Genomic DNA, 25714 nt, shown 5'->3' with positions numbered 1-25714 from the left:
GGCGGAATGCACCTGCGATTCAGGCCCGACCCCGCACCGCAAAGACAAGACTGCCCCGCCCTGCGGATGCGGGGCGGGGCAGTCTTGTCCGGGAACTTTACCGGTAATTGCGATGCTTGATCAGGTGCGTGAGAGTTCGTCTTCGTCGTCCCTGTCCGCGCTGACGGCAGCACCCGCGGCAGCGGGAGCACCGTTGACGGCGGTGCTGGCCGAGGCGAACCTCTCGTTCAGGCGGGAGTGGCGCTGGCCGTAGGAGAAGTAGATGGCCAGGCCGATCGCCAGCCAGATGGCGAAGAAGATCCAGGTCTCCACGGCCAGGTTGGTCATCAGGTACAGGCACAGCACGGCGGACACGATCGGCAGGACCTTGCCGAAGGGTACCCGGAAGGCCGGCTTGAGGTCAGGGCGCTTCTTGCGCAGCACCAGGATGCCCAGGCTCACCACCACGAAGGCGGACAGCGTGCCGATGTTGATCATTTCCTCTAGCAGATCCACGTTGGTCAGCCCTGCCACCAGTGCCACGGCGGCGCCGCAGATGATCTGGAGGCGGACCGGTGTCGAGCGCTTGTCACTGGTCTTGGACAGCGAACGGGGCAGGAGTCCGTCGCGGCTCATCGCCAGGACCACGCGGGACAGGCCCATCAGGAGCACCATGATCACGGTGGTCAGTCCTACCAGCGACCCGAAGGCAATGACCTTGGCGGCCGAGGTGTCACCCACTGCTTCAAACGCCGTGGTGAGGGTGGGGCTCTCCGCCGCAGCCAGTTCCGTGTAGGACACCATGCCGGTCAGGGCCAGGGATACCAGGATGTACAGCAGCGTCACCAGGGCAAGTCCGCCGAAGATGCCGCGCGGCAGGGTCTTCTGCGGGTTCTTGACTTCCTCCGCGGAGGTGGCCACCACGTCGAAGCCGATGAAGGCGAAGAACACCAGGGCAGCGCCGGCGAAGATGCCCAGGGTGCCGTACTGCGCGGGGGCAGCCCCGGTGAGGAAGCCGAAGAACGACTGCTTCAGGACGTCCGCAGTGCCGGTACCGCCGGTGGGCTCGGCGGCGGGGATGAACGGGCTGTAGTTCTCAAACTTTACGTAGGTGAAGCCGACGACGATCACAAAGAGGACCACGCCGATCTTGATCAGGGTGAAGATGTTGCCCACGCGGGCGGACAGTTTGGTGCCCAGCACCAGGAGCACGGTGAAGATGGCAACGATGAGGAAGGCGCCCCAGTAAAGGTCCACCCCGCCCAGCGAAATGGCCGGCGGAATGTCGGCGCCCATCAGTGCGAAGACCTTGCTGAGGTAGATGCCCCAGTACTTGGCGATCACCGCTGCAGCCGTGAAGAGCTCCAGGATCAGGTTCCAGCCGATGATCCAGGCGAGCAGCTCACCCATGGTGGCGTACGTGAAGACGTAGGCGGAGCCCGCCACGGGGATGGCGGTGGCGAACTCGGCGTAGCACATGATGGCGAGGGCGCAGGTCACGGCGGCGATGGCGAAAGACAACGTCACGGCAGGGCCGGAGAAGTTGGCTGCAGCCTTGGCGCCCACGGAGAAGATACCGGCGCCCACGGCCACCGCAACGCCCATGATCATCAGGTCCCACGTGCTGAGGGACCGCTTGAGCTTGCGTCCGGGTTCATCGGCGTCGGCGATGGACTGCTCGATTGATTTGGTCCGGAGGAGGTTCATAGGGGGATCACAATCCTGATTTCTGATGGAAACAGACCTATCAACGATAGTGTCCATCCACTGGACGGTCCCAATTGTTCCGGATGGTGAGACGGGAAAAGCCCGGCCAGTTGTTCGGGCCGGGCTTCTCCCTACGAAATTTTTGCTCCTAAACCGGCCAATCCATCAGTGTGGACCTGATCAGGAAGCGCTTGCCTTCGGGAGCTTCCACCGAGAAGCCGCTGCCCCGTCCCGGCACCACATCAACAGTCAGGTGTGTGTGGCTCCAGTAGTTGAACTGCTCCCGGGACATCCAGAACTCCAACGGCTGCGGCTCCAGTCCCTCGGACACGTCGAACAGGCCCAGCAGAACGTCCGCGTCGCCCGTCAGGAAGTCCCCTGCCGGATAGCACATGGGTGAGGACCCGTCGCAGCACCCGCCGGACTGGTGGAACATGAGCGGCCCGTGCCGGTCCCACAGCACCCGCAGCAGGTCCACGGCCGCCGGCGTGAGCGCCACCCGGGAGAAGTCCTCCCCGGGCAGCGTCACTGCAGCATCGATGCTGTCGGCGGTCATCAGAACCTCAGGACCACGCGGCCGTCGATCTTGGCGTGCTTCATCTCGTCAAACACGGCGTTGACCTCGGAGAGCTCCCGGACGGAGACCGTGGGATGGATCTTGCCTTGGGCGTAGAAATCCAAGGCCTCCTCCATGTCCTGCCGGGTCCCCACGATCGAGCCGCGGACCGTCAGGCCCTTGAGCACAATCTCGAAGATCGGCGCCGGGAAGTCCCCCGGCGGCAGCCCGTTGAACACGATGGTGCCGCCACGGCGGACCATCCCGATAGCCTGCCCGAATGCCGACGGGTGCACTGCCGTAACCAGGACTCCATGGCAACCTCCGGTTTCACGCTGGATGACTTCCACGGGGTCCTCGTGCAGGGCGTTCACTGTCAGTTCCGCCCCGTGGGCTTTGGCGAGGGCGAGCTTGTCGTCGGCGATGTCGACCGCGGCCACCCGCAGGCCCATGGCGACGGCGTACTGCACCGCAATGTGCCCCAGCCCGCCGATGCCGGAGATCGTGACCCACTGGCCGGGCCTGGCCTCTGTCATCTTCAGGCCCTTGTAGACGGTGACACCGGCGCAGAGCACCGGCGCCACCTCGACGGGGTCGGATCCCGCCGGTATCCGGGCGGCGAAGCGGGTATCGACGAGCATGTACTCGCCAAAGGACCCATCCACGCTGTAGCCGCCGTTCTTCTGCGCCTCGCACAGGGTTTCCCAGCCGGTGCGGCAGTACTGGCAGTCGCCGCAGGCGGACCACAGCCAGGCGTTGCCCACCAGGTCCCCGACAGCGAGGTCGGTGACGCCGGCCCCCAGTGCCACCACTTCACCCACTCCCTCGTGCCCCGGAACAAAGGGGGGGCGAGGGCTTGACCGGCCAGTCGCCTTCGGCGGCGTGCAGGTCGGTGTGGCACACCCCCGTGGTGAGTACCTTGACCAGCGCCTCCCCGGCACCGGGGGTCGGGATGGGGAGGTTCTGGACCTGGAGGTCGGTGCCGAATTCGTTTACTACTGCTGCTTGCATTGTCGTCGTCATTGGCGAAATCCTTGCGTCGTTGTAGCGGCGGTGCGGGTTAGAAGAAGCCGAGCTTGTTTTCGTTGTAGCTGACCAGCAGGTTCTTGGTCTGCTGGTAGTGGTCCAGCATCATGGCGTGGTTCTCGCGCCCGATGCCCGAGGACTTGTAGCCGCCGAACGCGGCTCCCGCCGGGTAGGCGTGGTAGTTGTTGACCCAGACGCGGCCGGCCTGGATTTCGCGGCCGGCCCGGTAGGCGATGTTGCCGTTGCGGGACCATACGCCGGCGCCCAGGCCGTACAGGGTGTCGTTGGCCAGGCCCATGGCGTCGTTGTAGTCGCTGAATTTCGTAACTGCCACCACCGGGCCGAAGATCTCCTCCTGGAAGATCCGCATCTTGTTGTGGCCCTCAAACACCGTGGGCTGGACGTAGTAGCCGCCGGCCAAATCGCCGGGCAGTTCGGCCCGTGCGCCGCCGGTGAGCACCTTGGCGCCCTCCTGCTTTCCGATGTCGATGTAGGACAGGATCTTCTCCAACTGGTCGTTGGAGGCCTGGGCACCAACCTGTGTCTCGGTGTCCAGCGGGTTGCCCTGCACCATTTTCTCCACCCTTGCCACGGCGTCGGCCATGAAGGACTCGTAAATGTCTTCCTGGACCAGTGCACGGGACGGGCAGGTGCAGACTTCGCCCTGGTTGAAGGCGAACAGTGCGAAGCCCTCCTGGGCTTTGTCGTAGAAGGCGTCGTTGTCCTGTGCGACGTCATTGAAGAAGATGTTGGGGCTCTTGCCTCCCAGTTCCAGCGTGACGGGGATGAGGTTCTGGCTGGCGTACTGGCTGATCAGGCGGCCCGTGGTGGTCTCGCCAGTGAAGGCGATCTTGCGGATCCGGGGGCTGGAGGCGAGCGGCTTGCCGGCTTCCACGCCGAAGCCGTTGACGATGTTCAGCACGCCTGCGGGCAGCAGGTCGCCGATGAGTTCCACGAGGACCAGGATGGACGAGGGCGTCTGCTCGGCCGGCTTGAGCACCACCGCGTTGCCGGCGGCGAGCGCCGGTGCCAGCTTCCAGACGGCCATGAGGATGGGGAAGTTCCACGGGATGATCTGTCCCACGACGCCGAGCGGCTCGTGGAAGTGGTAGGCGGTGGTGTCGTCGTCGAGCTGGGAGAGCCGGCCTTCCTGTGCACGGACGGCAGAGGCGAAGTAGCGGAAGTGGTCGGCGGCCAGCGGGAGGTCGGCGTTGAGGGTTTCGCGGATGGGCTTGCCGTTGTCCCACGTTTCGGCGACGGCGAGCATTTCCAGGTTTTCGTCGATGCGGTCGGCGATCTTGTTGAGGACGGCGGCGCGCTCGGCCACGGACGTCTTGCCCCAGGAGGGTGCCGCCTTGTGGGCAGCGTCCAGCGCCAGGTCGATGTCTTCAGCGGTTCCGCGGGCTACCTCGCAGAAGGCCTTGCCGGTGACAGGAGTGATGTTTTCGAAGTACTGGCCTTTGACCGGGGCCACCCATTCGCCGCCGATCCAGTTTTCGTAGCGGTCCTTGAAGGTGACCTTCGAGCCCTCGGTTCCGGGCTGGGCGTAAACAGTCATTGCTAGCTCCTTTGCTGTGCAGTGGGCGGCGCTTGCTGCTGGCGGCCGCCGTTGGAAACAGCGTAGGAGCGGGGAGGTTGCAGTCAGGTTGCGCCCCGATTTCAAGTTAGGCGCGCAGTTCGGCCTCCAGCCGTTCGAGGTGCGCGACGACGGCGGCCCGCTTGGGTGAGCGGGCTGGAAGGAGACGCAGGGCGGCGCGGCGGACCTCGACGTCGTCCCTTGCCTCGGGAAGCCCGGCGTACTTGAGCAGGGCTTCGGCGCTGCCGTCGGTGAGGACCGCCTCCCGCAGCAGCGTCGAGACGTTGTTGCGCAGCTCCACGACGCCGGGCGCCTCGGACCTGGGCAGGACTGCCCCCCGGTAGATTTCAAGGGCGATGCGGTGCGCGCCGCGTTGCAGGCAGCTCAGGACTTGCCCGCTGTCCGGCACTACATCCACGGGAAGCCTGTAGGGCCGGGATCCGGGCACGGCGCCAGGGTTGAGCTGCTGGAGGACCTTACGGAGGCGGACCATTTCGGCCCGCAGGGTCATGGTGGAGCCGTCGCCGGGGTAGAGCAGCGCGCTCAGCTCTTCGGCGCTGAGCCCGTCGGGGTGGGTGCTGAGCAGCGCCAGGATTTCGCTGTGCCGGGCGGAAAGAACAACGGTTTTGCCTTCCAGGCTGAGCAGTGCCTGGTCGCGTCCCAGCAGCTGCAGGCTGTTCCGGTAGAGGCTGCCTTCCTTGACCGCCTGTCCCGGTGCGCGGGAAGAAGAAGCCGCGGCCCGGCGTCGTACGGGCCTCTGCGCAAGCTCCGCGGCAAGCTGGAGGCGCTCCACACGCAGCTGTGCCTGGGCGGCCGCTACTGTTGCCTCCACCAGCGAGAGGGTATGCGGCGCCACCGCCGTGGCCGTGCCGGTAATGTCCACCACGCCGAGGACGGCACCGGAATCCGGGTCATGGAAGGGCACTGCGGTGCAGCTCCAGGGATGCACCGCCCGCTGGTAATGCTCAGCTCCGGCGATCTGGATGCCACGGCCCAGGGCAAGGGCGGTGCCGGGCGCACTGGTGCCCACCGTGGCCTCGGACCAGTCGGCCCCGGCAACGAACATCATGCCTTCGGCCCGGCGCTGCAAGGCGGGGTCACCTTCCACCCAGAGCAGCCGGCCCACTTCATCGCCCACCGCCACCAGCAGTCCGCTGTCGTGGCTGGGCTGGACCAGGAGTTTGTTGATGACCGGCATGATGGCGGCCAGGGGGTGCTGGCTGCGGTAATCCTCGAGCTCATCCCGGTCCATCGCCAGCGGGGCGGCGGGATTGTCCGGGTTCGCCTTGAAGCCGGCGGAACGCTGCCACGACTCGCGGATCAGGCTGCGCAGCCCGGGAAGCTCCGGCGTTTCCACCGGCACGGCGCTGTCCGTCAGGCTGTTGTCCAGGTATTCATGTCCGGTAAGGGCGGCGCGCTGGCGCGGTTCAGCGCCGACGGTAACGCCGGGCTGGATCAGGTTCTTCATCGAACTCCTGCTGCTGCCTGCAGGCACGGCGTTGCTCAGCCGGCCAAGGGGTGGTCGCCATTCTAACGCGGCCCTCCTCCCCCACCTAGCGGAAGAGTTTTTGTCCAGATATGCCGATTTCAAGGGCTTTAAGTCGGCATATCTGGACAAAAACTCCCGGGCGGGGTGGAAGCGGGAGGTCAGCCGCGCGAGATGCGGATCATCTCCTCGCGCGGCACCACCTTGATCCGTTCCCGCACTACGTGGTCCAGGCCCTCGGGGCCGGTCCACGCTGCACCCAGGCCCGCTTCGTGGGCATCGAGCTTGTTCCAGCCTTCCCAGGTGGTGTATTCGATGCCGCGTTCTTCCAGCAGGTCGATGATGGCCTGCGGGTCGGGATTCTTGGCGGGCGGCAGGGTGAGCCGGTCCTCAAGCAGGAAGCCGATGGTCTCCAGCGCGTCACCCTTGGTGTGGCCGATCAGGCCCACGGGTCCGCGTTTGATCCATCCGGTGGCATAGATCCCAGGTACCGGGGTGCCTTCGGCGTCCAGCACACGCCCGCCCTCATTGGGGATGACACCGCGCTTCGCGTCGTATTCCAGTTCGTCCAGGGGCGAGCCGTGGTAGCCGATGGCGCGGTATACGGCCTGGACGGGGTAGTCGATGAACTCGCCCGTGCCCTTGGCGTTGCCCGTGCCATCAAGCTGCATGCGCTCAAACTTGATCCCGCCCACTTTGCCCGTGCCGTCGTCGAGCACCTCCACCGGGCTGTACAGGAAATGCAAGTGCAGACGGCGGGAGGAGGGATTCTCAGACTCGGCGTGCTCCTCCACCAGCCAGTTGGTGAGCGTGTTCACCATGGTCTTGATCTGGTTGTTGCTCCGGATCGCCTCGTCCGAGGCCTCATCAAACTCGAAGTCCTCCGGGTAGAGCACAATGTCCACATCGTTCATGTGGCTGAGCTCGCGCAGTTCCAGCGGCGTGAACTTCACCTGCGCGGGGCCGCGGCGCCCGAACACGTGCACATCGGTGACAGGCGAGGCCTTCAGGCCCTGGTAGACATTGTCCGGGATCTCGGTGCTGAGGAGCTCTTCCGGATGCTTGACCAGCATGCGCGCCACATCCAGCGCCACGTTCCCGTTGCCGATGACGGCGATTTCCTTCGCCTCCAGCGGCCAGTCCCGCGGCACGTCCGGGTGCCCGTCGTACCAGGAGACAAAATCAGCACCGCCGAAGGACCCCTGCAGATCGATGCCCGGGATGGCCAGGTCCGCATCCTTGACGGCACCGGTGGAGAAGATCACGGCATCGTAGAAGGCCCGGAAATCGTGGAGGGTCAGGTCCCGGCCGTAGGTGACGTTGCCCAGGAACCGGATGTCGCCGCGGTCCAGGACCTTGTGCAGGGCGTTGACGATGCCCTTGATGCGGGGGTGGTCCGGCGCAACGCCGTACCGGATCAGTCCGTAGGGCGCGGGGTAGGCCTCAAAAAGGTCGATGCTGACTTCGAAGTCGCCGTCCTTCACGCCGCTGGACTTGGTGAGGATATCCGCAGCGTAGACTCCTGCCGGTCCCGCGCCCACAATGGCTACCCGGAGGGGACGTGTGGGGGTGGTTTCGCCGTGGTTGGACACTCGGAGCCCTTCTGACCGATGAGGGTGCGCGGTAAGAGCAGCGCACAATCACTTATTCTAAATGGCCCCGGACCCCCGGCGGCGGAACGGAAACCCGGCCTCAGCCGCTTTTCGCCAGCGGAACCACATCGCCTTCGCGGTAAAGCAGCGCGCGCAATTCTGCTTCTGCGGAGTCCGGCCGCTTGGGGTCGATGGTTTCGCCCTCGTGGTAGTGGTCCACCACCCGGGGGTCCACATAGCTTTTCCGGGCGATCGACGGCGTGTTCCCCAGCACGTCGGCGGCGTCGTACATGGCGCGGCTGATGGCCCGCTTCCGCTTTGCGGCCGTTCTCTGCGGACCGGTCCTGGCCAGGCTCGCGGCTGCCGCCACCGTCCCATGCAGGGTCCGGAAATCCTTGGCCGTAAAGTCAGAGCCGGTCCGCTCCTTCACGTACGCATTGATATCGGCGCTGGTGATGGGCCGCCATTGCCGGCCCTCCTTGTACGCCAGGAGCCGGGCGTTGGGGCCCCGCCGCTTGAGCAGGCGCAGCAGGGCGGCAAGGTCGGCGTCGCGGATTTCCGACTCCCAGTCCTTGCCGCTCTTGGCCGGGAACCTCAGCAGGATCCGGTCCTTGCGGACCTGGACGTGCGCGCAGAGCAGCGTAGCCAGGCCGCGGCTGCCGTTTTCGTTCGTGTACCGCTCGGACCCCACCCGCAGGGATCCGCTGTCCAGCATCCGGAAGGCGGCTGCAAGGACGCGGTCCCGCGTGAACCCTTCGCTTCGCAGGTCCATGGTCACCCGGCGGCGGGCCACAGGCAGTGATTCGGCCAACTGGAGGGACCGGTCGAACTTCACCCGGTCCTTCCGCTCCCGCCACTCCGGGTGGTAGATGTACTGCCGCCGGCCCACGGCGTCCACACCCGTGGCCTGGATATGCCCGTTCTCGAACGGGGCGATCCACACGTCCGTCCAGGCAGGCGGTATCCCGATGCTATCCAGCCGGTCCCGGACCGGGCCCGGGGGCAGGGTGGAGCCGTCCAGGTCCCGGTAACTGAACCCCTTGCCCGCTGCCACCCGGCGGTAACCGCGGCCCGAAGCGTTGCTGCGCCGGAGCCTCATCAGGAAACCTCCGGCCGGTCGGCAATTATCATAAAAGCAAGCCTACTGACTATTTGCTGGAATACCTGCCCCGGAACTGATGTTATGGATGTCGTGCCCTCTCCCGATGGATATTCCGCTCCTGCCCGTGTGCCCGCCCCGTCAGCGGCAACATTCGCACCGGGACCGGCAGCCGCAGCCGGCACCAAGGGCGCGCCGCTGAAGCCGGTGGACAAGGAGACGACGGCGGGAATCCTCTTCGGCATCGGCGCCTACGGGCTGTGGGGGCTGCTCCCGCTGTACTTCTTTGTGCTGATGCCCGCGGGCGCCGTCGAAATTGTGGCCAACCGGGTGGTGTGGTCGCTGCTGTTCTGCGCGCTCCTCATCACGGTGACCCGTTCGTGGGGTGCCTTGGCCAGGGCGCTTCGGGACCGTTCCGTTTTTGGCACGCTTGCCGTGGCCGCCCTCCTCATCGCCGTCAACTGGCTGACCTACACCTACGGGGTCACCACCGGACAGGCCGTGGAGGCGTCGCTGGGCTACTTCATTAACCCCCTGGTCTCCGTCCTGCTGGGAGTCTTTGTCCTGAAGGAGAAGCTGCGACCGCTCCAGTGGGCGGCCGTGGGCATCGGTTTCATCGCCGTGGGGGTGCTTACCTATTCCTACGGCAAGCTGCCGTGGATCGCGCTGACCCTGGCCTTCAGTTTCGGCCTGTACGGCTTTGTCAAGAAGCGGGTGGGACCCAGGGTGGACGCCGTCACCAGCCTCAGCGTGGAAACGATGGTGCTGGCTCCGTTTGCTGCCGCCACCATGATTTACCTCGCAGCGGCCGGAACGGCCACCCTCACCACCCAGGGTCCCGGCCATTTCTGGCTCCTGCTGTCCTCCGGCGTGATCACCGCCGTGCCCCTGGTGTTCTTCGGGGCGGCGGCGCGCAGGCTCCCCATGACCACCATCGGGCTGCTCCAGTATGCCGCACCGTTGCTGCAGTTCATCCTGGCGCTGCTGGTGTTCAAGGAAGTGATGACCACGGACCGGTGGATCGGTTTTGGTGTGGTGTGGGTGGCGCTGCTGGTCCTGACGGTGGATATACTGCGCACCGCCCGCGAAACGTCGGTGGCCCGGCGGCGCGGAAAAGCTTCCGTGAAATCCTCCTAGGCCCCTGTTGCCGGGAACCCCGGTGGAGTAGGTTGCTCGGATGGAGGACTCATATCAGGTCATCGTGATTGGCGCCGGGTTCGCCGGCATCGCCGCAGCCAAGGAACTAGGCCGCAAGGGCGTTCGGTTATTGCTGATCGACTCGAACAACTACCACCAGTTCCAGCCCCTGCTGTACCAGGTGGCAACGTCGCAGATCGGTGTCTCAGCCATTGCCCGGCCGATCAGATCTGTCTTCCGGCGGCGCAGGAACGTGCGCGTCCTGACCGCCGAGGTGGCCGCCGTAGACGCGGCGGACCACACCGTCACCACCGCCGAGGGCGAGACGTTCCGCGCCCAAATCCTGGTCCTTGCCGTGGGCGCCGTCCCCAACTTCTTTAATACCCCCGGCGCCGAGGAGCACGCTTTTCCGCTGTACTCCGTCACGGACGCTACCAGTCTCGGAACCAGCGTGACCCGGCTGCTGGACCGGGCGGACAGGGAGCCCGGGGCAGCAGTGGACATGGTGGTGGTGGGCGGCGGGCCAACCGGCGTGGAAACGGCAGGCGCCCTGGCGGAAAACATCAAATTCGTGGTGGCCAAGTACTTTTCCCCCGACCTCGCGGCGCGGTGCCGGGTGCACCTGGTGGACATGGTCCCGAACGTCCTCACCATGTTTTCCGCCAAGTCGCAGGAATACACGCGGAAACGCCTGGCCAAAATTGGCGTCCAGCTCCACATGGGCGTGAGCGTCAGCCAGGTCCGGGTCGATGGCGTGACACTGGCTGACGGGACGGACATCCCTGGCGGGATAGTGGTCTGGGCCGGTGGCCTGAAGGGTGGCAGCCTGCTGGCCGGCTCCGGGCTGCCGCAGGGAAAGGGCGGGCGGATCGACGTCCGCACCGACCTGACCGTTCCCGACGTCGAGGGCGTCTACGTCATCGGCGACGCCGCCAACATCACCGATTCAACCGGGGCAAAACTGCCCCAGCTCGGCTCCGTGGCCCAGCAGGCCGGCAAGTGGGCGGCCCGCAACATCTACGCCGACCTCAACGGCGGTGCCCGGCAGCCTTTCCGTTACGTGGACAAGGGGTACATGGCGATGATCGGGCGGGGCGCCGCCGTCGCCGAACTCGGCCGCAAACGCCTGCAGCTACAGGGCCCGCTGGCGTTTGTGTCCTGGCTGCTGGTGCACCTGGCGCTCCTCTCCGGATTCCAGCAGAAGGTCCGCGCCCTGTTCTCCTGGCTCAACGGATACGTCCTGCACAGTCCGGCGCAGGTGGTCATCGGCGGGCCGGACAACGGCAACAGACTGCTGCCTTAAAACCCCCGGGCCCCGGAACGGTAGTTCCGGGGCCCGGGTTTTGTTCGCGCCGTTGCGAGGGGACGCTAACTCTGTGCAGTGCTACGCGTTGGCCTTGATGGCCGCGGCCAGGACCTCCAGGCCGTCGTTCAGCAGGTCATCGGTGATGACCAGCGGGGGCAGGAGGCGGATCACGTTGCCATAGGTGCCGCAGGTGAGGATGATGACGCCTTCCTTGAGGCAGGCGGCGGCGACGGCCTTGGTCAGCTCAGGGTTCGGTTCCTTCGAACCTGCCTGCACCAGTTCGATGGCCAGCATCGCGCCACGGCCCCGGACGTCCCCGATCACTGCGGATCCGGCTCCGGCCAGTTCCTCCTGCAGGTCCCGCAGCCGGGAGGTGGCGAGGGCTTCGATGTGGCGGGCGCGGCCGGCCAGGTCGTATTCCTCCATGGTGCCGATGGAGGCAAGTGCGGCGGCGCAGGCCACCGGGTTGCCGCCGTAGGTGCCGCCCAGGCCGCCGGGGTGGACGGCGTCGAGCAGGTCTGCCCGGCCGGTGATCGCGGACAGCGGCATACCGCCGGCGATGCCCTTGGCCAGGGTCATGATGTCCGGGATGACGCCTTCGTGGTTGACGGCGAACCATTCACCGGTGCGGCAGAAACCGGACTGGACCTCGTCAGCGATGAAGACGATGCCCTTTTCCTTGGCCCACGCTGCCAGCGCCGGGAGGAAGCCTTCGGCCGGGACGATGAAGCCGCCCTCACCCTGGATGGGTTCGATGATGATCGCGGCAACCTGGTCGCCGCCGATCTGCTTTTCGATCATGGTGATGGCCCGCTTGGCGGCCTCGGCACCGGTGATCTCCGGGTTTTCCTCGCGGTACGGGTAGCTCATGGGCATGCGGTAGACCTCGGGCGCGAACGGGCCGAAGTTGGTCTTGTACGGCATGGCCTTGGCGGTCAGTGCCATGGTGAGGTTGGTGCGGCCGTGGTAGGCGTGGTCGAAAGCCACGACGGCGTCGCGTCCGGTGGCGAGGCGGGCCACCTTGATGGCGTTCTCCACTGCCTCGGCGCCGGAGTTGAACAGGACGGTGCGCTTCTCGTGGTCGCCGGGGGTGAGTCGGTTCAGCTGCTCGGCGACGGCCACGTAGCCTTCGTACGGCGTCACCATAAAGCAGGTGTGCGTGAAGTGCTCCACGGCTTCCTTCACGGCACCGACGACGGCGGGATCGGAGGCGCCGACGCTGGTCACGGCGATGCCTGAGCCGAGGTCGATGAAGGAGTTGCCGTCCACGTCGTGGATGATGCCGCCGTCGGCGTCGGCAACGTAAACCGGGACGCCGGAGGCGACGCCGGCGGCGACGACGGCCTTGCGGCGCTCGGCCAGGGCCAGCGACTTGGGGCCGGGGAAGTCGGCCTGGACGCGGCGCTTCTGCTCGAGGCGGTAAGTGATGTCTGATGCGGTGGCAGTCATGGGAAAGCCTTTCTTGCTTATTGGGCCCACACCGGCAGGGTTCCCTGGCCGAAGCGGAGCGAGGTGAGGGGGCCGGTGGGGAGGGTTCCCTGGCCGAGCGGAGCGAGGTGAGGGTGCCGGTGGGGACTAGGAGTCGAGTGCGGACATCACGTGCTTGATGCGCGTGTAGTCCTCGACGCCGTACATGGAGAGGTCCTTGCCGTAGCCGGACTGCTTGAAGCCGCCGTGCGGCATTTCGGCGGTCAGCAGGATGTGCGTGTTGATCCAGACGGCGCCGAAGTCCAGGTCGCGGCTCAGTCGCATCGCGGTGCCGTGGTTGGAGGTCCACACACTGGAGGCCAGCGCGTAGTCCACATCGTTGGCCAACTCCACGGCTTCCTGCTCGGTGCTGAACTTCTGGACAGTGATCACGGGGCCGAACGTTTCCTGCTGGACGATGCTGTCCGTCTGCCTGGCGCCGGTGACGATGGTGGGCTCGAAGAAGAAGCCCTTCTCCCCCGCCCGGTGCCCGCCGGTTTCGATCCGGCAGTGGTCTGGCAGGTTCTCCACCACGGAGGTGACCTGCTTGAAGTGGTTGATGTTGTTCAGCGGGCCGAAGTAGTTGTCTTCGTCGTTCTGCGAGCCGGTGTGCAGGGTCTTGGTGTGCTCCACCATGGCAGCCACCACGTCGTCGTGCACTGATTCCTCCACGAGCACGCGGGTGATGGCGGTGCAGTCCTGGCCGGCGTTGAAGAAGGCGAACTCGGCGATGGCCGCGGCACTCTTCTTGATGTCGGCGTCCTTGAACACAATGGCCGGCGCCTTGCCGCCGAGCTCCAGGTGGGCGCGCTTGAGGCTCTTCGCGGCACCGGAAGCGACGGCGATGCCGGCGCGGACGGAGCCGGTGATGGACACCAGGCCGGGGACCTTGTGGTCCACCATCATGGCGCCGGTCTGGCCGGTGCCCAGCACAACGTTCAGGACGCCGGCGGGCAGGATCTCACCGGCCAGGCGGGCCAGGACCAGGGTGGACTCCGGTGTGGTGTCCGAGGGTTTCAGGACAATGGTGTTGCCGGCGGCGAGCGCGGGGCCGATCTTCCAGATGGCCATCAGGAACGGGTAGTTCCAGGGGGCCACCTGGGCCACAACGCCGATGGGTTCGCGGCGGACGTAGGAGGTGTGTCCCTCAAAGTACTCACCGGCGGACTTGCCCTCGAGGATACGGGCGGCTCCGGCGAAGAAGCGCAGCTGGTCGGCGCCGGCGGCAACTTCCTCAGAGGCGATCAGGGAGCGCACCTGGCCCGTGTTGCGGTGCTGCGCCTCCACCAGTTCGTCGCTGTTGGCCTCGACGGCGTCGGCAAGCTTGAGCAGCATCAGCTGGCGCTGGCCGGGCGTGACGTGCTTCCAGCTCTTGAAGGCTTCCTTGGCTGCGGCCATGGCCGCGTCCACATCCTCCTGGTTGGAGATGGGCGAACGGGCCACCACTTCACCGTTAGTGGGGTTCACGATGTCCAGCGTGCCGCTGCCGGCAGGCGTGACAAAAGAACCGTTGATGAAGTTCTGCAAGGTTTGGACCACGGTGTGCAACCTCTTTCCTGGGGGCCATCGGCGTCGAAACTGATGGATCTGACTGCTCTGAGCCTATGCCAGCACCCCTGCCCCGTGAATAGCCACCTGCACACCCTTCCTGCTGCTTTTTAGTGCGGTTGACTAGCGCCCGTTTATCCTTGGTGCATGGCCATTTCCCTTGCTGCGCTCCTGGGTGTCAAATCCCTGAACCTGTCCAAAGTGGGGGTCGCCGAGACCACCTGGCACCAGGACATCAACTGGGTGGCAGTGACCGAGCTGGAAGACCCGCAGCGCTTCATCAATGGCGGCGAGCTCATCCTCACCACCGGCCTGCGGCTGAAATCGGCGCCCGAGCAGCGGCGTTTCGTCCGGCAGGTGCAGCGCGCCGGTGCCGTGGGCATCGGCTTCGGCGTAGGGCTTTCGCACGAGGCGGTGCCGCCGGCCCTGCTCGCCGAGGCCAACCGCTGGGGCCTTCCCGTGGTGGAAGTTCCCTACGAGACACCGTTCATCGCCATCGGCAAGCTGGTGGCGGATGCGCAGTCGGCGGACCACTACGCCAAGCTGGAACGCCTGATCGCCGGGCACCAGGTGCTGGCCCGCGCGCTGCTGACCGGCGGCGGCCTGGCCGAGCTGCTGAAACATCTGGGCGGCATGCTTCGGGCGGACATCGCGCTCACCCAGTTCACCGCACAGCTGTACAACAGCACCAAGGACAATCCGCAGGCCGACACCTGGGCCTCCTACCCCATCCCCACCGGCCGCCGGGATGCCTGCACCCTCTGGGTCCGCAAGCCCTTTGAGGACTCCGGCATCATCGGCTACGCCCAGAACCTGATCAGCGTGGAGCTGAACAACATGGTCAAGCAGCGCCAGGCGGAACGCGCCCTGTGCGGGCAGGTACTGGAGGACGTGATCCACGGGGCGCTGGAAACCAGTGAGGCCCAGCGCCGCCTGGCCGGCGTGGGCATCAACAGCACGCGCAAGAACGTGGTGCTGCTGGCCGTCTCAGCCGCCCATCACAAGGCCCTGGTGAGCACCTCGGTGCCGCGGGAACTGGAGAAGTCCGTTGCCGCCGTCGTGGGCAAGGACCTGGTGCTGGTGATGAACGACGACGGCGGGGCGGCGCCGTCGCTGGCGCGGAAGTTGAGCGACCACCTGGCTGAGGCGGGGATCCATGCGACGATCGGGATCGGCGGCGCGTACACCAAGCCGAACGGCCTGCGCTGGAGCTACTTCGAGGCGCGGGACGCGGCCAGCCACGGACTTCCGGTCAATGAGCCGGAGCGGCTGAGCCTGACGTCGCTGCTGCTGGCCAGTGAGGACGTGCCGCTGGCGGACATGGCCCACGAGTCCCTGAATCCGCTGCGGACCTTCGACGCCGCCCATGGCGCGGAGCTGATGACCACGCTGGAGAGCTACCTGAACAACAACGGTTCCGTGGCCGCCGTCGCCGAGGAACTCACCCTGCACCGGAACACGGTCAGGTACCGGCTGGCGCAGATCACAGAACTGACCGGGTACGACCCCGCGGTCACCACGGACCGGGTTCAGCTCTGGCTTGCCCTGGCGGTGGCCCGGCTGTCCGCCCGGCAGGGCAAGTAGCCCCAACGCGGGGTCAGGAAACGCCCAATAATTGGCGCTGATTGGGCGTCATCTGACCCCGCGTTGCCTTGTGGCCCCTTAGATGACCCCGCGCCGCAGCAGGTCTCGGGACTTCTTCCGGGTTTTGCGGTACTTGGCTTCCGCCTCGCCCATCAGGTCGGCCTGGCGCTTCCCCAGCGCGGCCAGCGCCTCGGCGGTCGACTGGGGCAGGGCGGGGCCGGATTCGAGGTCCTGCAGCAGGTTCCGGGCCATCACGGCGTCGTGGTAATCGCCCAAAACCTTCTGCTGTTTGTGGGCAGCCTTGGCCACCTTCCCCGCGCGTTTGCCCGTCACCAGCGCGGCCGACTCGGCCACATGGCGCAGCCGCTTGGCGTCCTTGCGTACCTGGTGGAGTGCGTTTTCGTGGTCCGTGCCCCGCCGGGCGTGACGGGCGGCCTTGTGCGAGCGACGCAGCCGGCTCGCAGACTTGTCCACGGCCTTGGCCGCCAGCCTCCGGCCCGGCGCCACCGCGTCCGCCCGCACCGGCGGGCGGTCCCGGAAGTCTTCCAGGTTGTCCAGCAGCCGGAAGTAGCGCTCGGACTGCAACGCCTCCTGCACACGGCGGTACCCGGCGTCGAACGCGTCCTTTGCCTTGCGCTCCACCAGGGCCCGGGCGGCGTCCGTACCCTCCCCCGGCGGCAGCTCGTCAAGGTGCCCGCGCAGCCTCTCCAGCGCCACCTCGGCGTCCCGCGGATCACCAAGTACCAGGCCCAGCCAGTCAAGCTCATCGCGCAGGCGCCGCACCGGCATGGCACGGTAAAGCTTCCGGTACGCTGCCAGCACCGAGCGGAGGCGCCGGATGGCAGACCTCATGTTGTGGATTCCCTCGCCTTCCTCCAGCCTCACGGCCGCGTCCTCGGCGAGGAGCCTGCGCAGTTGCTCCCCCAGGTAGACGGTAACGACGGCGGCCGCCGGGGCCTTCTTGCCGGCAATCAGTGCCGGCGCGGTTTCCTGCTCCTGCGCCGCGGCGCCTGATTCCCGGCCGAGGGCGCGGGCGAGCTTGGAGGCGTGGCCGGCGGGCCGGGCGCCCGCGGCGACGAGGAGTTCGGCGGCGGGGGCAAACAGATCCGGCCCGCCGTGGACGAGCTCGAGCTCCCACTCGCGCCAGCTCTGCGACTGTTCCGCAGCCTCCCCCTGGCGCAGGCGGGTGGCTTCCACCTGGTCGTCGGCCAGGTCCGCAAGATGCACTCCGTCCCCGCCGTACAGGGCATGGGTGGTGCGCCGGGTGTGGAGCCGGACAACAGGCTTCACTTCGGCTCCTCGGAGATACCCCTGCACGTGTGCCAGCAGGCTGTCAGGCACGACGCCGGGCTGGCCCAGCGGCGCGTGCACCTCGCGGCGCTGGTGGGGTTCTGTTGCCGCGCCGGCTTCGGGCGGCAACTTGAGGTGCCAGCCGGCATCGGCTCCGCCGGTGCGGCGGCGCAGGGTGATGCGGCGGGAGGCCAGCGTGTGCTTGTCCGTATCGAAATAGACGGCCTCGAGGACGGCAGAGTGGGGAGTCCCGACCCGGGCCACTCCCGGCAGTTGCTCCAGCGCGGGCACTGCGGCGTCATCGCCGACGTCGTACTTCTCTTCGATCTCGATTCCCTGGGAAGCCATCACAGCTGTCCTTCCGTGTTGGTCCTGCACGGGCCGGACGGATTGACGTCCCGGCCCCCGCTGGAAGTCTATTGCCCCGGCCCGGGCAGCCGGGAGAGCTTGCCCACAAAACTGGAAACATCAAACGTCTAACCTTTAGCCTTGAAAAATGCCCGCCACTCCCCCTTCCCCTGCCACCGCCCCCGCCGTCCCGTTCACTGCACCCGCTTCGGCGCGTGCCGCTGCCCCCGCTCCGGCCCGTCCCGCTGCGTCCGCGCCCGCTGCTGCACCCGCCCAGGTGCAGGGCGCAACGAGGCCGCGCTCCGCCGTCGTTTTCGGCGTCATTGCGCTGGTGCTGATCGGGCTCAACCTGCGCGCGGGCATCACGGGGGCCTCCGCACTGCTGCATGACCTGCAGACCGTTCTGGGTTACGGGACGCTCGTGGCCGCAATCATCCCTTCCATCCCCACGCTGTGCTTTGCCGTGGCGGGCGCGGCCACATCCTGGCTGACGGGCAAGCTGGGCGTGGAGAAGGCAATCCTGCTGTCCCTCTCCATGCTGGCCGGCGGCCTCCTGCTCCGCGGCATCCCCGCCACCGGGATGCTGGTGCTGGGCAGCGTGGTGGGAATGTCCGGACTGGCAGTGTGCAACGTGGCCATGCCGTCCTTCATCCGGGAGCACTTCGCGCACCGGACTTCGCTGATGACGGCCGTATATACGGTGACGATGACCACGGGAGCCACCGTGACGGCCGTCGCCGTTGTTCCGCTGGCGCAGGCCCTCGGATCGCCGTCCGCCGCCGTGGGCGCCATTGGTATCACCGCCGTGGCCGCCTTCCTCGGCTTCCTCCCCGTGGCCCTGCACGCACACCGCAACGGCCCCCGCTCCGCCGCCCGGCAAGTGTCCCCTTGGCCGCTGCTGCGGACCCGGAAAGGGCTGCTCCTGACTGCCATCTTCACGCTCCAGGCCCTGCTGGCCTATGCGCTGCTGAGCTGGTTCCCGTACATGCTCACCACCATGGGCATGAATGCTTCGGACAGCGGGCTGATGTTCGGGCTGATGCAGCTGGTGTCCGTCCCCGCCGGCATGTTGCTCATCGCCATCGGCTCCCGGCCCGGCATGCTGCGCCCGGCGTTTTACCTCGTGAGCATCACCATGGCCGTGGGACTGGCCCTGCTCCTGGTCCTGCCCGTGGGGCTGGCTGTTGTTCCGGCCATCCTGCTGGGGTTCGGCCTGGGCATCTTCCCGCTGGTGATGGTGATGATCAGCCGGAGCGGCGCGAGCACGGCCGAAACCACGGCGCTGTCCACGCTGGCGCAGTCCACCGGCTACCTGCTCGCCACCGCCGGCCCCTTTGGCATGGGACTGCTGCACAGCGCCACCGGCGGCTGGGTGCTGCCCCTTGCTCTGCTGCTGGCCCTGTCGCTGGCCCAGATTGTGGTGGCGCACCTGATTACCGGCAGCGCGATGACACGCAGCGTGGCAGGCGCCGCCGTCCGCACGGCCGCTCCGCCGGCCGGCACTTCCGGCGCCGCAGAGAGGAAGTAGGACGCCATGGCCCTCAGCACCTCCCACCGCCCGCCGCTTGCCGAGGAAGTCACCGCCAAGCTGCGCACCATGATCCAGTCCGGCGAATGGCCCCTCCACCAGCGGATCCCCTCCGAGACCGGCCTGATGACCGATTTGGGCGTTTCACGCGGCACCCTTCGCGAGGCCATCAAGGCACTGGCGCACAGCGGCATGCTGGAAGTCCGCCGCGGCGACGGCACCTACGTCCGGGCCACCAGCGAGATCTCCGGCGCCGCCCGCCGCATGTACCAGGATCACACCGAGGCGCACATTTTGGAGGTCCGGCTTGGCCTGGATACCCAGGCGGCAAGGCTGGCGGCGCGGAATGCCACGGCCGACGACGTCACGGCCCTGCGTGCCCTCCTCGCCGAGCGCGTCCACGCCTGGAACAGCAAAGACTTTGAGGCCTGGGCGCGGGCCGACTGGGGCTTCCACGAGCGGGTGGCCCAGGCGTCCGGCAACCCGCTGCTGCACGAGCTCTACATCAGCTTCGGCGCCGTGGTCCACGAGGACATGCTCCAGCAGCTCCGCCGGCCGGGATTCGACGGACTCCAGCACGAGGGGCACGATCTCCTGCTGGTGGCGATCGAGCAGCGTGATGAGGATGCGGCGGTGGCCACCGTGAACCGAAACCTCAACTCGTGCGCAGAGTGGCTCGCCGGCTAGCTCCTCCCCCTTTCGAGTTTTTGTCCATATATGCAGGCTTATTGGCAGGTGAAGTCTGCATATCTGGACAAAAACTCCCCGCACCTGGGGAAGTCAGGCGGCCACGGGGTTTCATCCCTCCCCAATCGGTCAGTAGGCTTACTATCTGACGAAGGTTGTCTCCCTGGGTGCGCACCGCGCTTAGGGCATCCGCCGACGAACGAGGAGTCCCCATGGCGCGAATACGCCTGACCGAACAGGTGCCGGGCACCGACAGCCCGCAGCCGGGACCGGCGCCAGTCGACGGCGGGCAGGGGCCTGCCGCCGCCGTCGAACGATCCCCGCGTGACCCTGCCACGGGCATAAAGAAGCTGGCAGCCAAGCAGCCCAGCGCACTCTGGACGGACGGGCTGGGCAGGGTGGGTACCCGCGCGGCCCAGGTGCTGTTGATCCTCACGGTTGCCGTGGTGTCCGTCTACGCCCTGATGCAGATCAAGCTTCTGGTCATCCCGGTCCTGATCGCGTTGATCCTGGCCGCGGCGATCGGGCCGTTTGTCAACATGCTCCGGCGCCGCGGGGTTCCGGGCGGAGTGGCTACCGGCATCGCCTTCGTCGCACTGCTGGCGTTGCTCGCCGGCATTTCCACCGTGATCTACTTTTCGGTCCGCAACCAGTGGGGCGAGCTGGCGGCACAGGCTTCCTCAGGACTGGACGAGCTGGAGCAGTTCCTGCTGACCGGTCCGATTCCCATCGAGCAGGAACAGCTGAACCAGGCGCGCGAGGGAATCGTACAGTTCGCCACCAGCAGCCAGGTCCGCTCCGGCGCCATCACCGGCTTGTCGGTGGTCACCGAATTCATCGCCGGTGCCAGCCTCATGGTGGTCATCCTGTTCTTCTTCCTTAAGGACGGCGCCAAAATCTGGAACTTCTTCCTCCGGCCCTTCACCGGGCAGCGGGAAGCGAAGCTGCGCCGGGTGGGCAGCCGCACCCTGGAGGTACTGGGCGGGTACGTGCGCGGCACCGCCATCGTGGCACTGGTGGATGCGGTGGCCATCGGCGCGGCACTGCTGATCATGCAGGTTCCGCTGGCCTTTCCGCTGGCCATCATCGTGTTCATTACCGCTTTCATCCCGCTCGTGGGCGCCACCGTGGCCGGCATCCTGGCCGCCCTGGTGGCACTGGTGGCGAACGGCCCGGTGGTCGCACTGATCGTGGTGGCCGTGGTGGTGGCGGTCAACCAGCTCGAAGGCGACCTCCTGCAGCCGGTCGTCATGGGCAAGTCCCTGCAGCTCCATGCCCTCGTGATCCTGATGGCACTGACCGCCGGCACCATCCTGGCCGGCATCATAGGTGCGGTGCTTTCGGTGCCGTTGGCCGCCGTCGCCTGGGCCATCATCCAGGTGTGGACAGCGGAGGATCCCAACCTGCAGGACATGAACCCGGACCTGCCTCCGGCGGGAACCAAACCCGTTTAGCCGCCTCCAAGGGAGGGCACGTACGACGACGGTCCGGCACCTGGGTGCCGGACCGTCGTCGTACGTCTGTGGTTGCGTCAGCTGTAGTTGCGTCAGCTCCGCAGGCCGGCGAATACGTTCTTGGGCCGCTGCATCTCCCCGTGCTTGGCACCGAGGATGACCACCAGGCCGGCGAACGCGGGGATGACCCACTGCAGGACTTTGAGCTGCTGCTGCGCCGCCTTCAGCTCATCCGACGCGTCCGGCCGCGGCTCCGTGGCGCCCTCAGCTCCCTGGTCTGCAAGCTTCTCGACCTTCTTGCCCAGGATGCCGGAGTACAGTGTCACGGCAGCGCCCGCAACTGTGACTGCAGTCTTGATGACAGTGTCCCGTGCAACACCCTCCTGCTTGGCGATGCGTTCCTTGTTCTCCCAGGCGATGGCGAGGTCCGCCACCAGGTGCGAGGCGAAAGCAGCCGTCTGGAAGGGTGCCCACTTCATCCACCCTGCGCTCGAAAGCCGGGTACGTTCCGAAGGATCCTTGGCTGCCGCCGCTGCACCGTTCAGGCCGATCGCGCCCATCAGGGATCCACCGAACCATGCCGCTGCCGTCAGGTCGTGAACTGACCGGGCAATGAGATTTCCTGCCATGTTGTGCATTCCTAACGTTGAACTGAATTCAGATGCCGTGCCTGCGGACGTCACTCGCGGTGTCCCGCCAAGGTCATGGTCCGCCCATACTAAGCACACTTACTAATGTTACGAAAGCCCGTCTTGCGCGGGCAGACCGCGTAATATCGACGGCATGGGTACTACTGGGAGTTTGTTCGGCTGGGCCTTTGGTGACCCCGCCCGTGAAGATGACGGCAACTACGTAAAAGGGCTGCAGCGCGAAGCGTTCGGAAATGCCCGGGAGACCGCCGAAGCCAAGGGCGTGGCCGTAGTGCCAGGCTCGGAAGTCTTCACGGTGCTCAGCGGTCACGATTCCCTGGTGGAGCTGGAGAACGCTCCCGGCCAACTGGTGGTCCGGTGCACAGTTCACGTTGAGGGACCCGGGGCGGAGAAGATCCGCGCCGAAGGACCCATGAACGGCTAAGCGATGTCGGACAGCGAATCCACCATCAGCCAGGCTGCCGACGCCGTCGAGGAGGCCTCGAACCACCCGGCGCTTGATGTCCTGGCCCGGGCCGGGTTCGCCGTGATGGCCCTGCTGCACGTCATCATCGGGGCCATCGCCATCACTGTCGCGTTCGGCCAGCCCGGAGAAGCTGAACCCACCGGCGCCATCGAACAGCTCGCTGCCAACGCGTGGGGACCGGCGGTGATGTGGGCCTGCGTGGCTGCGTGTCTTGGACTGGCACTGTGGCAGGCCAGCGAAGCAACGCTGCGGGTCCGCCGCAAGGCCCGCAAGGAACGGGTGTCCAAGCTGATCTCCTCGGGATTCCTGGCTATCGCCTACGGCAGTGTGGGCTTCAGCTTCGCCGGATTTGCCGTGGGCCTGCGGGGCGACTCCAGCGAGAGCACCAAGGACTTCAGCGCCTCGCTGATGGGAACCCCGTGGGGGCTGTGGGCACTGGTGGCCCTGGGCCTGACCACCATCGGGATCGGTATCTACTTCGTTTTCAAGGGCGTCCGCCGCGGCTTCAAGGAAGAGCTTTTCCACTTCGACGGGACCCGGCGCGGCCGGCTCATCGACAGCCTGGGCGTCTCGGGCCATATCGCCAAAGGGGTTGCCCTCGGCCTCACCGGGCTGCTCTTTGTGATCGCTGCCGCCAAGCACGACCCCAACGAATCAACCGGACTGGACGGCGGCCTTAAGGCCCTGCGCGACCACCCGTTCGGCCCCACCCTGCTGATAGCCATCGGGGCAGGATTCATCGCGTACGGAATTTTCGCCCTGATCCGCTCGCGGTTCGGACGGATGTAGCACCAGGGTTTTCTGGGTAGGAAGGAAGCATGTCGCACTTGCTGCAGGACCACCCGGCACCCGGCGGCCCCGGGCCCCAGGATGCAGCCCCCGGAGTTTCGGAGGCGGCGGGCCATGTCTTTGCGGGCCTGTTCCGGATCCTCAAAGTGGCCCGGCCTGACCGGCCAATCCATCCCAAGGGCATGGGCCTCACCGGGGAGCTGACCCGGACGGGGAATACCGGCGGGCCAATCGGTGTGGACTGGCTCGATGCGCCGGGGACGGACTACGTCCAGGCCCGCTTCTCGCGTTCGGTGGGGCTGCCTTCCAGGCTTCCGGACGTCCTGGGCCTGGCCCTGCGCATCACGCCGTCCGGCGGCGCAACTTCCGGCAAGTCCGACGGCGGGGCGCGCGGCAGTGCGCCCGACGGCAAGGCTTCCGGTGGATCCGACGTGGCGGACATATTGTTTGCCTCCACCGGCTGGCAGCTTCCCGGAAGGTTCCTGCTCCAGCCCAAACTCGACGTCTCCACCGCAACCCTGACCACGCTGATGCCCTACCGCGGCCGGAACGGGCCGGTGCTGCTGGGGCTGCGGACCATCAGCCTGCCCGGCAGATCGGTAACGTCCGGCCACTGGGTCCTCGGACTGTACTGGGCCAAACCCGCAGGTCCATGGCACCAATGCGGCGAACTCCGCCTGACGGCAGACCCGCAAGGAGCCGACACTTCCCTGCGGTTCAATCCGCTCGAGAACCAGCCGCCCGGCGCCCAGGCCTACGCCTGGACCCGCCGGCTGCGGGAGCGTTCTTACCAAACCGCCCAGCAGCCGGCGCCGCCCGCTGCCGTCCGCGCCGCCGTCACGCAGGCCGCCGTCGGACGCCCGGAAACTCGAAGTAACCAGCCCGGCCCAGCCGCAACAGGAAGGAACGCCATGTCCACCGTGTCACAGCTGTTCAACACCCCCGCCGCGGACGTCTGGCGTGTCATTGCCGACGGTTGGCTGTACTCCGGCTGGGTGGTGGGCGCCTCGCGGATCCGCGCGGTGGACGACACCTGGCCGGAGGCCGGATCACGACTCCACCACTCCGTGGGCGCCTGGCCGCTGGTGATCAACGACAGCACCCGAGTGACCGCCGCCGAACCGGGGAAGTCGCTGGAACTGGTGGCACGGGGCTGGCCTCTTGGTGAAGCCAAGGTGGTGATCACCCTCCAGGACCAGGGAAACCAGTGCCTCGTCACCATGGCGGAGGACGCCATCCGCGGGCCGGGCAAGAGGGTGCCAAAGGCACTGCGGGATCCCATGATCACCGTGCGCAACCGCGAGACACTCAAGCGGCTGGAGCTGATGGCGGCAGGCGGAGCCGGGAAGTAGCCCGGCCGGGTTAACTGAACCTGGCCCCCGGAGCAGCGGAACCGGCTTCCAATAAATGCCCGCGGCATCATGCGATGCCGCGGGCATTTATTGTGCTCGATTACTGGGCAGTCAGGGTGAAGGTCGATGCCTGGTCGCCATAGTCATCGGTGACCACCACCTTGACCGGCCCCTTCTTGACGTCAAAGGCGATGAGTCCCTGGCGGAGGTCCCCGGCGCCCACTTCCTCCGTGGGCAGGCCGCCGAGGCCATCCTCAAGGTAGATCCGCTCGCCCTCGTTACCCTCGGCGTCATAGACCTCGAAGGCGGCCGGGGCGGCGGTGCTGGTTCCGGTCAGCGTCTCCCATGAGACCTCGAACACCAGGAACCCTCCGTTCGCCGGTTTAAGGTAGGACATGGCCGGGATTTCGGTGGTGTACAGGGAATCGAGGACACCGATCTTAACGGTGTTGCCCTCGGACACCGTGGCCACGAGTGTGTTTTCATCGGCGGCGCTTCCGGACGGCGGCGGCCCTGCGTTCGAGGCGGAGGGAAGAGACGGCTGATCGGGAACATTCCTGCCCTCGAGGGCTGCAGCTGTAATGCTGATGGACACGATGGTGAGCAGGATTGCGGTGATCATGCTGGCGAGCCAGACGATTCCGGTGATGATCCATGCCTTCTTTTTGTTCTCCGGGTAGCCCTCCAGGGGACCACCGTCCTTGTCCCTGGCGTTCCCCGTCAGGATGATAATCAGGTCAACGAGGGCCCAGATACCAAATCCGCCCAGCGTCACCAGCTTCGCGACGCCGCTGCCAATCTTGCCGAGGTAGAAACGGTCCACACCAAGGGTGCCCAGCAGGAGGGACAGGATCCAGGTGGTGACGAAGGATTTACCCGGGCCGCCGGCATAGGGAACCTGCCCGTAGGGCTCAGGCTGGTACCCGCCCGGGTAGGGTCCGGCAAAACTGGACGGAGCGGGCGGAACAGGCGGAACGGACGCGCTGTTTTCGGGCGCGTGCGGGTGACTGGGGTGACTCATGGAAGGTCCTTCGGTGAGGGCAGGCGGGACTGGGAACGGCTGACCGGAGCCGCGAAGTGTTTGTCC

Annotated in this window: 20 protein-coding genes and 1 pseudogene; 9 read left to right on the top strand and 12 right to left on the bottom strand. The window is 66.6% G+C overall.

Annotation, left to right across the window (positions count from 1 at the left end):
• Positions 1–120: 120 nt before the first annotated feature.
• The 7 genes and pseudogenes from AC3A4Z_RS04095 to AC3A4Z_RS04065 form a co-directional block, all read right to left on the bottom strand.
• Complete coding sequence (locus AC3A4Z_RS04095; protein ID WP_498710278.1) at positions 121–1686, bottom strand: amino acid permease; 1566 nt, start codon at positions 1684–1686, stop codon at positions 121–123.
• Between the two features lie 148 nt (positions 1687–1834).
• Positions 1835–2242, bottom strand: coding sequence for a DUF779 domain-containing protein (locus AC3A4Z_RS04090; protein ID WP_498710276.1), 408 nt, complete (start codon positions 2240–2242; stop codon positions 1835–1837).
• Positions 2242–3265: pseudogene (gene adhP, locus AC3A4Z_RS04085) on the bottom strand (alcohol dehydrogenase AdhP). Before adhP ends, AC3A4Z_RS04090 begins: the two are co-directional and overlap by 1 nt.
• Positions 3266–3302: 37 nt before the next feature.
• Positions 3303–4826 (bottom strand): acetaldehyde dehydrogenase ExaC, encoded by a 1524-nt coding sequence (exaC, locus tag AC3A4Z_RS04080; RefSeq protein ID WP_498710275.1) that lies wholly within the window; start codon positions 4824–4826, stop codon positions 3303–3305.
• Between the two features lie 106 nt (positions 4827–4932).
• Positions 4933–6312 carry a helix-turn-helix domain-containing protein gene (locus AC3A4Z_RS04075; protein ID WP_498710273.1) on the bottom strand — a complete coding sequence of 460 codons (1380 nt, stop codon included), beginning with the start codon at positions 6310–6312 and terminating at the stop codon, positions 4933–4935.
• Positions 6313–6491: 179 nt separating this feature from the next.
• Positions 6492–7922 (bottom strand): FAD-dependent oxidoreductase, encoded by a 1431-nt coding sequence (locus AC3A4Z_RS04070; protein ID WP_498710271.1) that lies wholly within the window; start codon positions 7920–7922, stop codon positions 6492–6494.
• Positions 7923–8022: 100 nt separating this feature from the next.
• A complete protein-coding gene (locus tag AC3A4Z_RS04065) occupies positions 8023–9021 on the bottom strand; it encodes a DNA topoisomerase IB (RefSeq protein WP_498710268.1) in 999 nt (332 codons plus the stop codon).
• A gap of 84 nt (positions 9022–9105) precedes the next feature.
• Between AC3A4Z_RS04065 and rarD the strand changes: the two genes are divergently transcribed.
• Both rarD and AC3A4Z_RS04055 read left to right on the top strand, forming a co-directional pair.
• The gene (rarD, locus tag AC3A4Z_RS04060; protein WP_498710266.1) at positions 9106–10158 is read left to right on the top strand and encodes an EamA family transporter RarD; all 1053 of its coding nucleotides are present in this window, start codon (positions 9106–9108) and stop codon (positions 10156–10158) included.
• 40 nt (positions 10159–10198) lie between these two features.
• On the top strand, positions 10199–11461 hold the full coding sequence (locus AC3A4Z_RS04055) for an NAD(P)/FAD-dependent oxidoreductase (RefSeq protein ID WP_498710265.1): 1263 nt from the start codon (positions 10199–10201) through the stop codon (positions 11459–11461).
• 81 nt (positions 11462–11542) lie between these two features.
• Here AC3A4Z_RS04055 and gabT read toward each other — a convergent pair whose 3' ends face one another.
• Both gabT and AC3A4Z_RS04045 read right to left on the bottom strand, forming a co-directional pair.
• Entirely contained in the window at positions 11543–12913 is a 1371-nt protein-coding gene (gene gabT / locus AC3A4Z_RS04050; RefSeq protein WP_498710262.1) for a 4-aminobutyrate--2-oxoglutarate transaminase, read from the bottom strand.
• Positions 12914–13039: 126 nt separating this feature from the next.
• Entirely contained in the window at positions 13040–14470 is a 1431-nt protein-coding gene (locus tag AC3A4Z_RS04045) for a gamma-aminobutyraldehyde dehydrogenase (protein ID WP_498710261.1), read from the bottom strand.
• A 156-nt stretch (positions 14471–14626) separates the two neighbouring features.
• On the opposite strand from AC3A4Z_RS04045, the gene AC3A4Z_RS04040 reads away from it, so the two are divergent.
• Complete coding sequence (locus AC3A4Z_RS04040; protein ID WP_493970713.1) at positions 14627–16063, top strand: PucR family transcriptional regulator ligand-binding domain-containing protein; 1437 nt, start codon at positions 14627–14629, stop codon at positions 16061–16063.
• 78 nt (positions 16064–16141) lie between these two features.
• Here AC3A4Z_RS04040 and AC3A4Z_RS04035 read toward each other — a convergent pair whose 3' ends face one another.
• Complete coding sequence (locus AC3A4Z_RS04035; RefSeq protein ID WP_498710260.1) at positions 16142–17701, bottom strand: CYTH and CHAD domain-containing protein; 1560 nt, start codon at positions 17699–17701, stop codon at positions 16142–16144.
• Positions 17702–17849: 148 nt separating this feature from the next.
• Here AC3A4Z_RS04035 and AC3A4Z_RS04030 point away from each other — a divergent pair, with 148 nt between their 5' ends.
• The 3 genes from AC3A4Z_RS04030 to AC3A4Z_RS04020 all read left to right on the top strand — a co-directional run bounded on the left by AC3A4Z_RS04030 (position 17850) and on the right by AC3A4Z_RS04020 (position 21370).
• Positions 17850–19229, top strand: a complete 1380-nt coding sequence (locus AC3A4Z_RS04030; RefSeq protein WP_498710258.1) for an MFS transporter — start codon at positions 17850–17852, stop codon at positions 19227–19229.
• 6 nt (positions 19230–19235) lie between these two features.
• Entirely contained in the window at positions 19236–19916 is a 681-nt protein-coding gene (locus AC3A4Z_RS04025) for a FadR/GntR family transcriptional regulator (RefSeq protein WP_498710255.1), read from the top strand.
• 212 nt (positions 19917–20128) lie between these two features.
• Positions 20129–21370, top strand: coding sequence for an AI-2E family transporter (locus tag AC3A4Z_RS04020; protein WP_498710253.1), 1242 nt, complete (start codon positions 20129–20131; stop codon positions 21368–21370).
• Between the two features lie 92 nt (positions 21371–21462).
• Here the strand turns inward: AC3A4Z_RS04020 and AC3A4Z_RS04015 are convergent, their stop codons facing one another.
• On the bottom strand, positions 21463–21999 hold the full coding sequence (locus AC3A4Z_RS04015) for a hypothetical protein (RefSeq protein ID WP_493970717.1): 537 nt from the start codon (positions 21997–21999) through the stop codon (positions 21463–21465).
• Between the two features lie 154 nt (positions 22000–22153).
• Here AC3A4Z_RS04015 and AC3A4Z_RS04010 point away from each other — a divergent pair, with 154 nt between their 5' ends.
• Genes AC3A4Z_RS04010 through AC3A4Z_RS04000 form a run of 3 tightly spaced genes read left to right on the top strand, consistent with a single transcriptional unit; the run spans position 22154 to position 24627 of the window.
• A complete protein-coding gene (locus AC3A4Z_RS04010) occupies positions 22154–22444 on the top strand; it encodes a hypothetical protein (RefSeq protein WP_050054187.1) in 291 nt (96 codons plus the stop codon).
• A 3-nt stretch (positions 22445–22447) separates the two neighbouring features.
• Positions 22448–23275 carry a DUF1206 domain-containing protein gene (locus AC3A4Z_RS04005; RefSeq protein WP_498710251.1) on the top strand — a complete coding sequence of 276 codons (828 nt, stop codon included), beginning with the start codon at positions 22448–22450 and terminating at the stop codon, positions 23273–23275.
• Positions 23276–23304: 29 nt separating this feature from the next.
• A complete protein-coding gene (locus AC3A4Z_RS04000) occupies positions 23305–24627 on the top strand; it encodes an SRPBCC family protein (protein WP_498710249.1) in 1323 nt (440 codons plus the stop codon).
• A 100-nt stretch (positions 24628–24727) separates the two neighbouring features.
• Here AC3A4Z_RS04000 and AC3A4Z_RS03995 read toward each other — a convergent pair whose 3' ends face one another.
• Positions 24728–25648 (bottom strand): TM2 domain-containing protein, encoded by a 921-nt coding sequence (locus tag AC3A4Z_RS03995; RefSeq protein ID WP_498710247.1) that lies wholly within the window; start codon positions 25646–25648, stop codon positions 24728–24730.
• Between the last annotated feature and the right edge of the window lie 66 nt (positions 25649–25714).

This window comes from Arthrobacter sp. Soil_C_49, assembly GCF_057656635.1.
The sequence above is the reverse complement of the archived record's forward strand: the minus strand, read 5'-3'. Positions and strand labels throughout refer to the sequence as shown.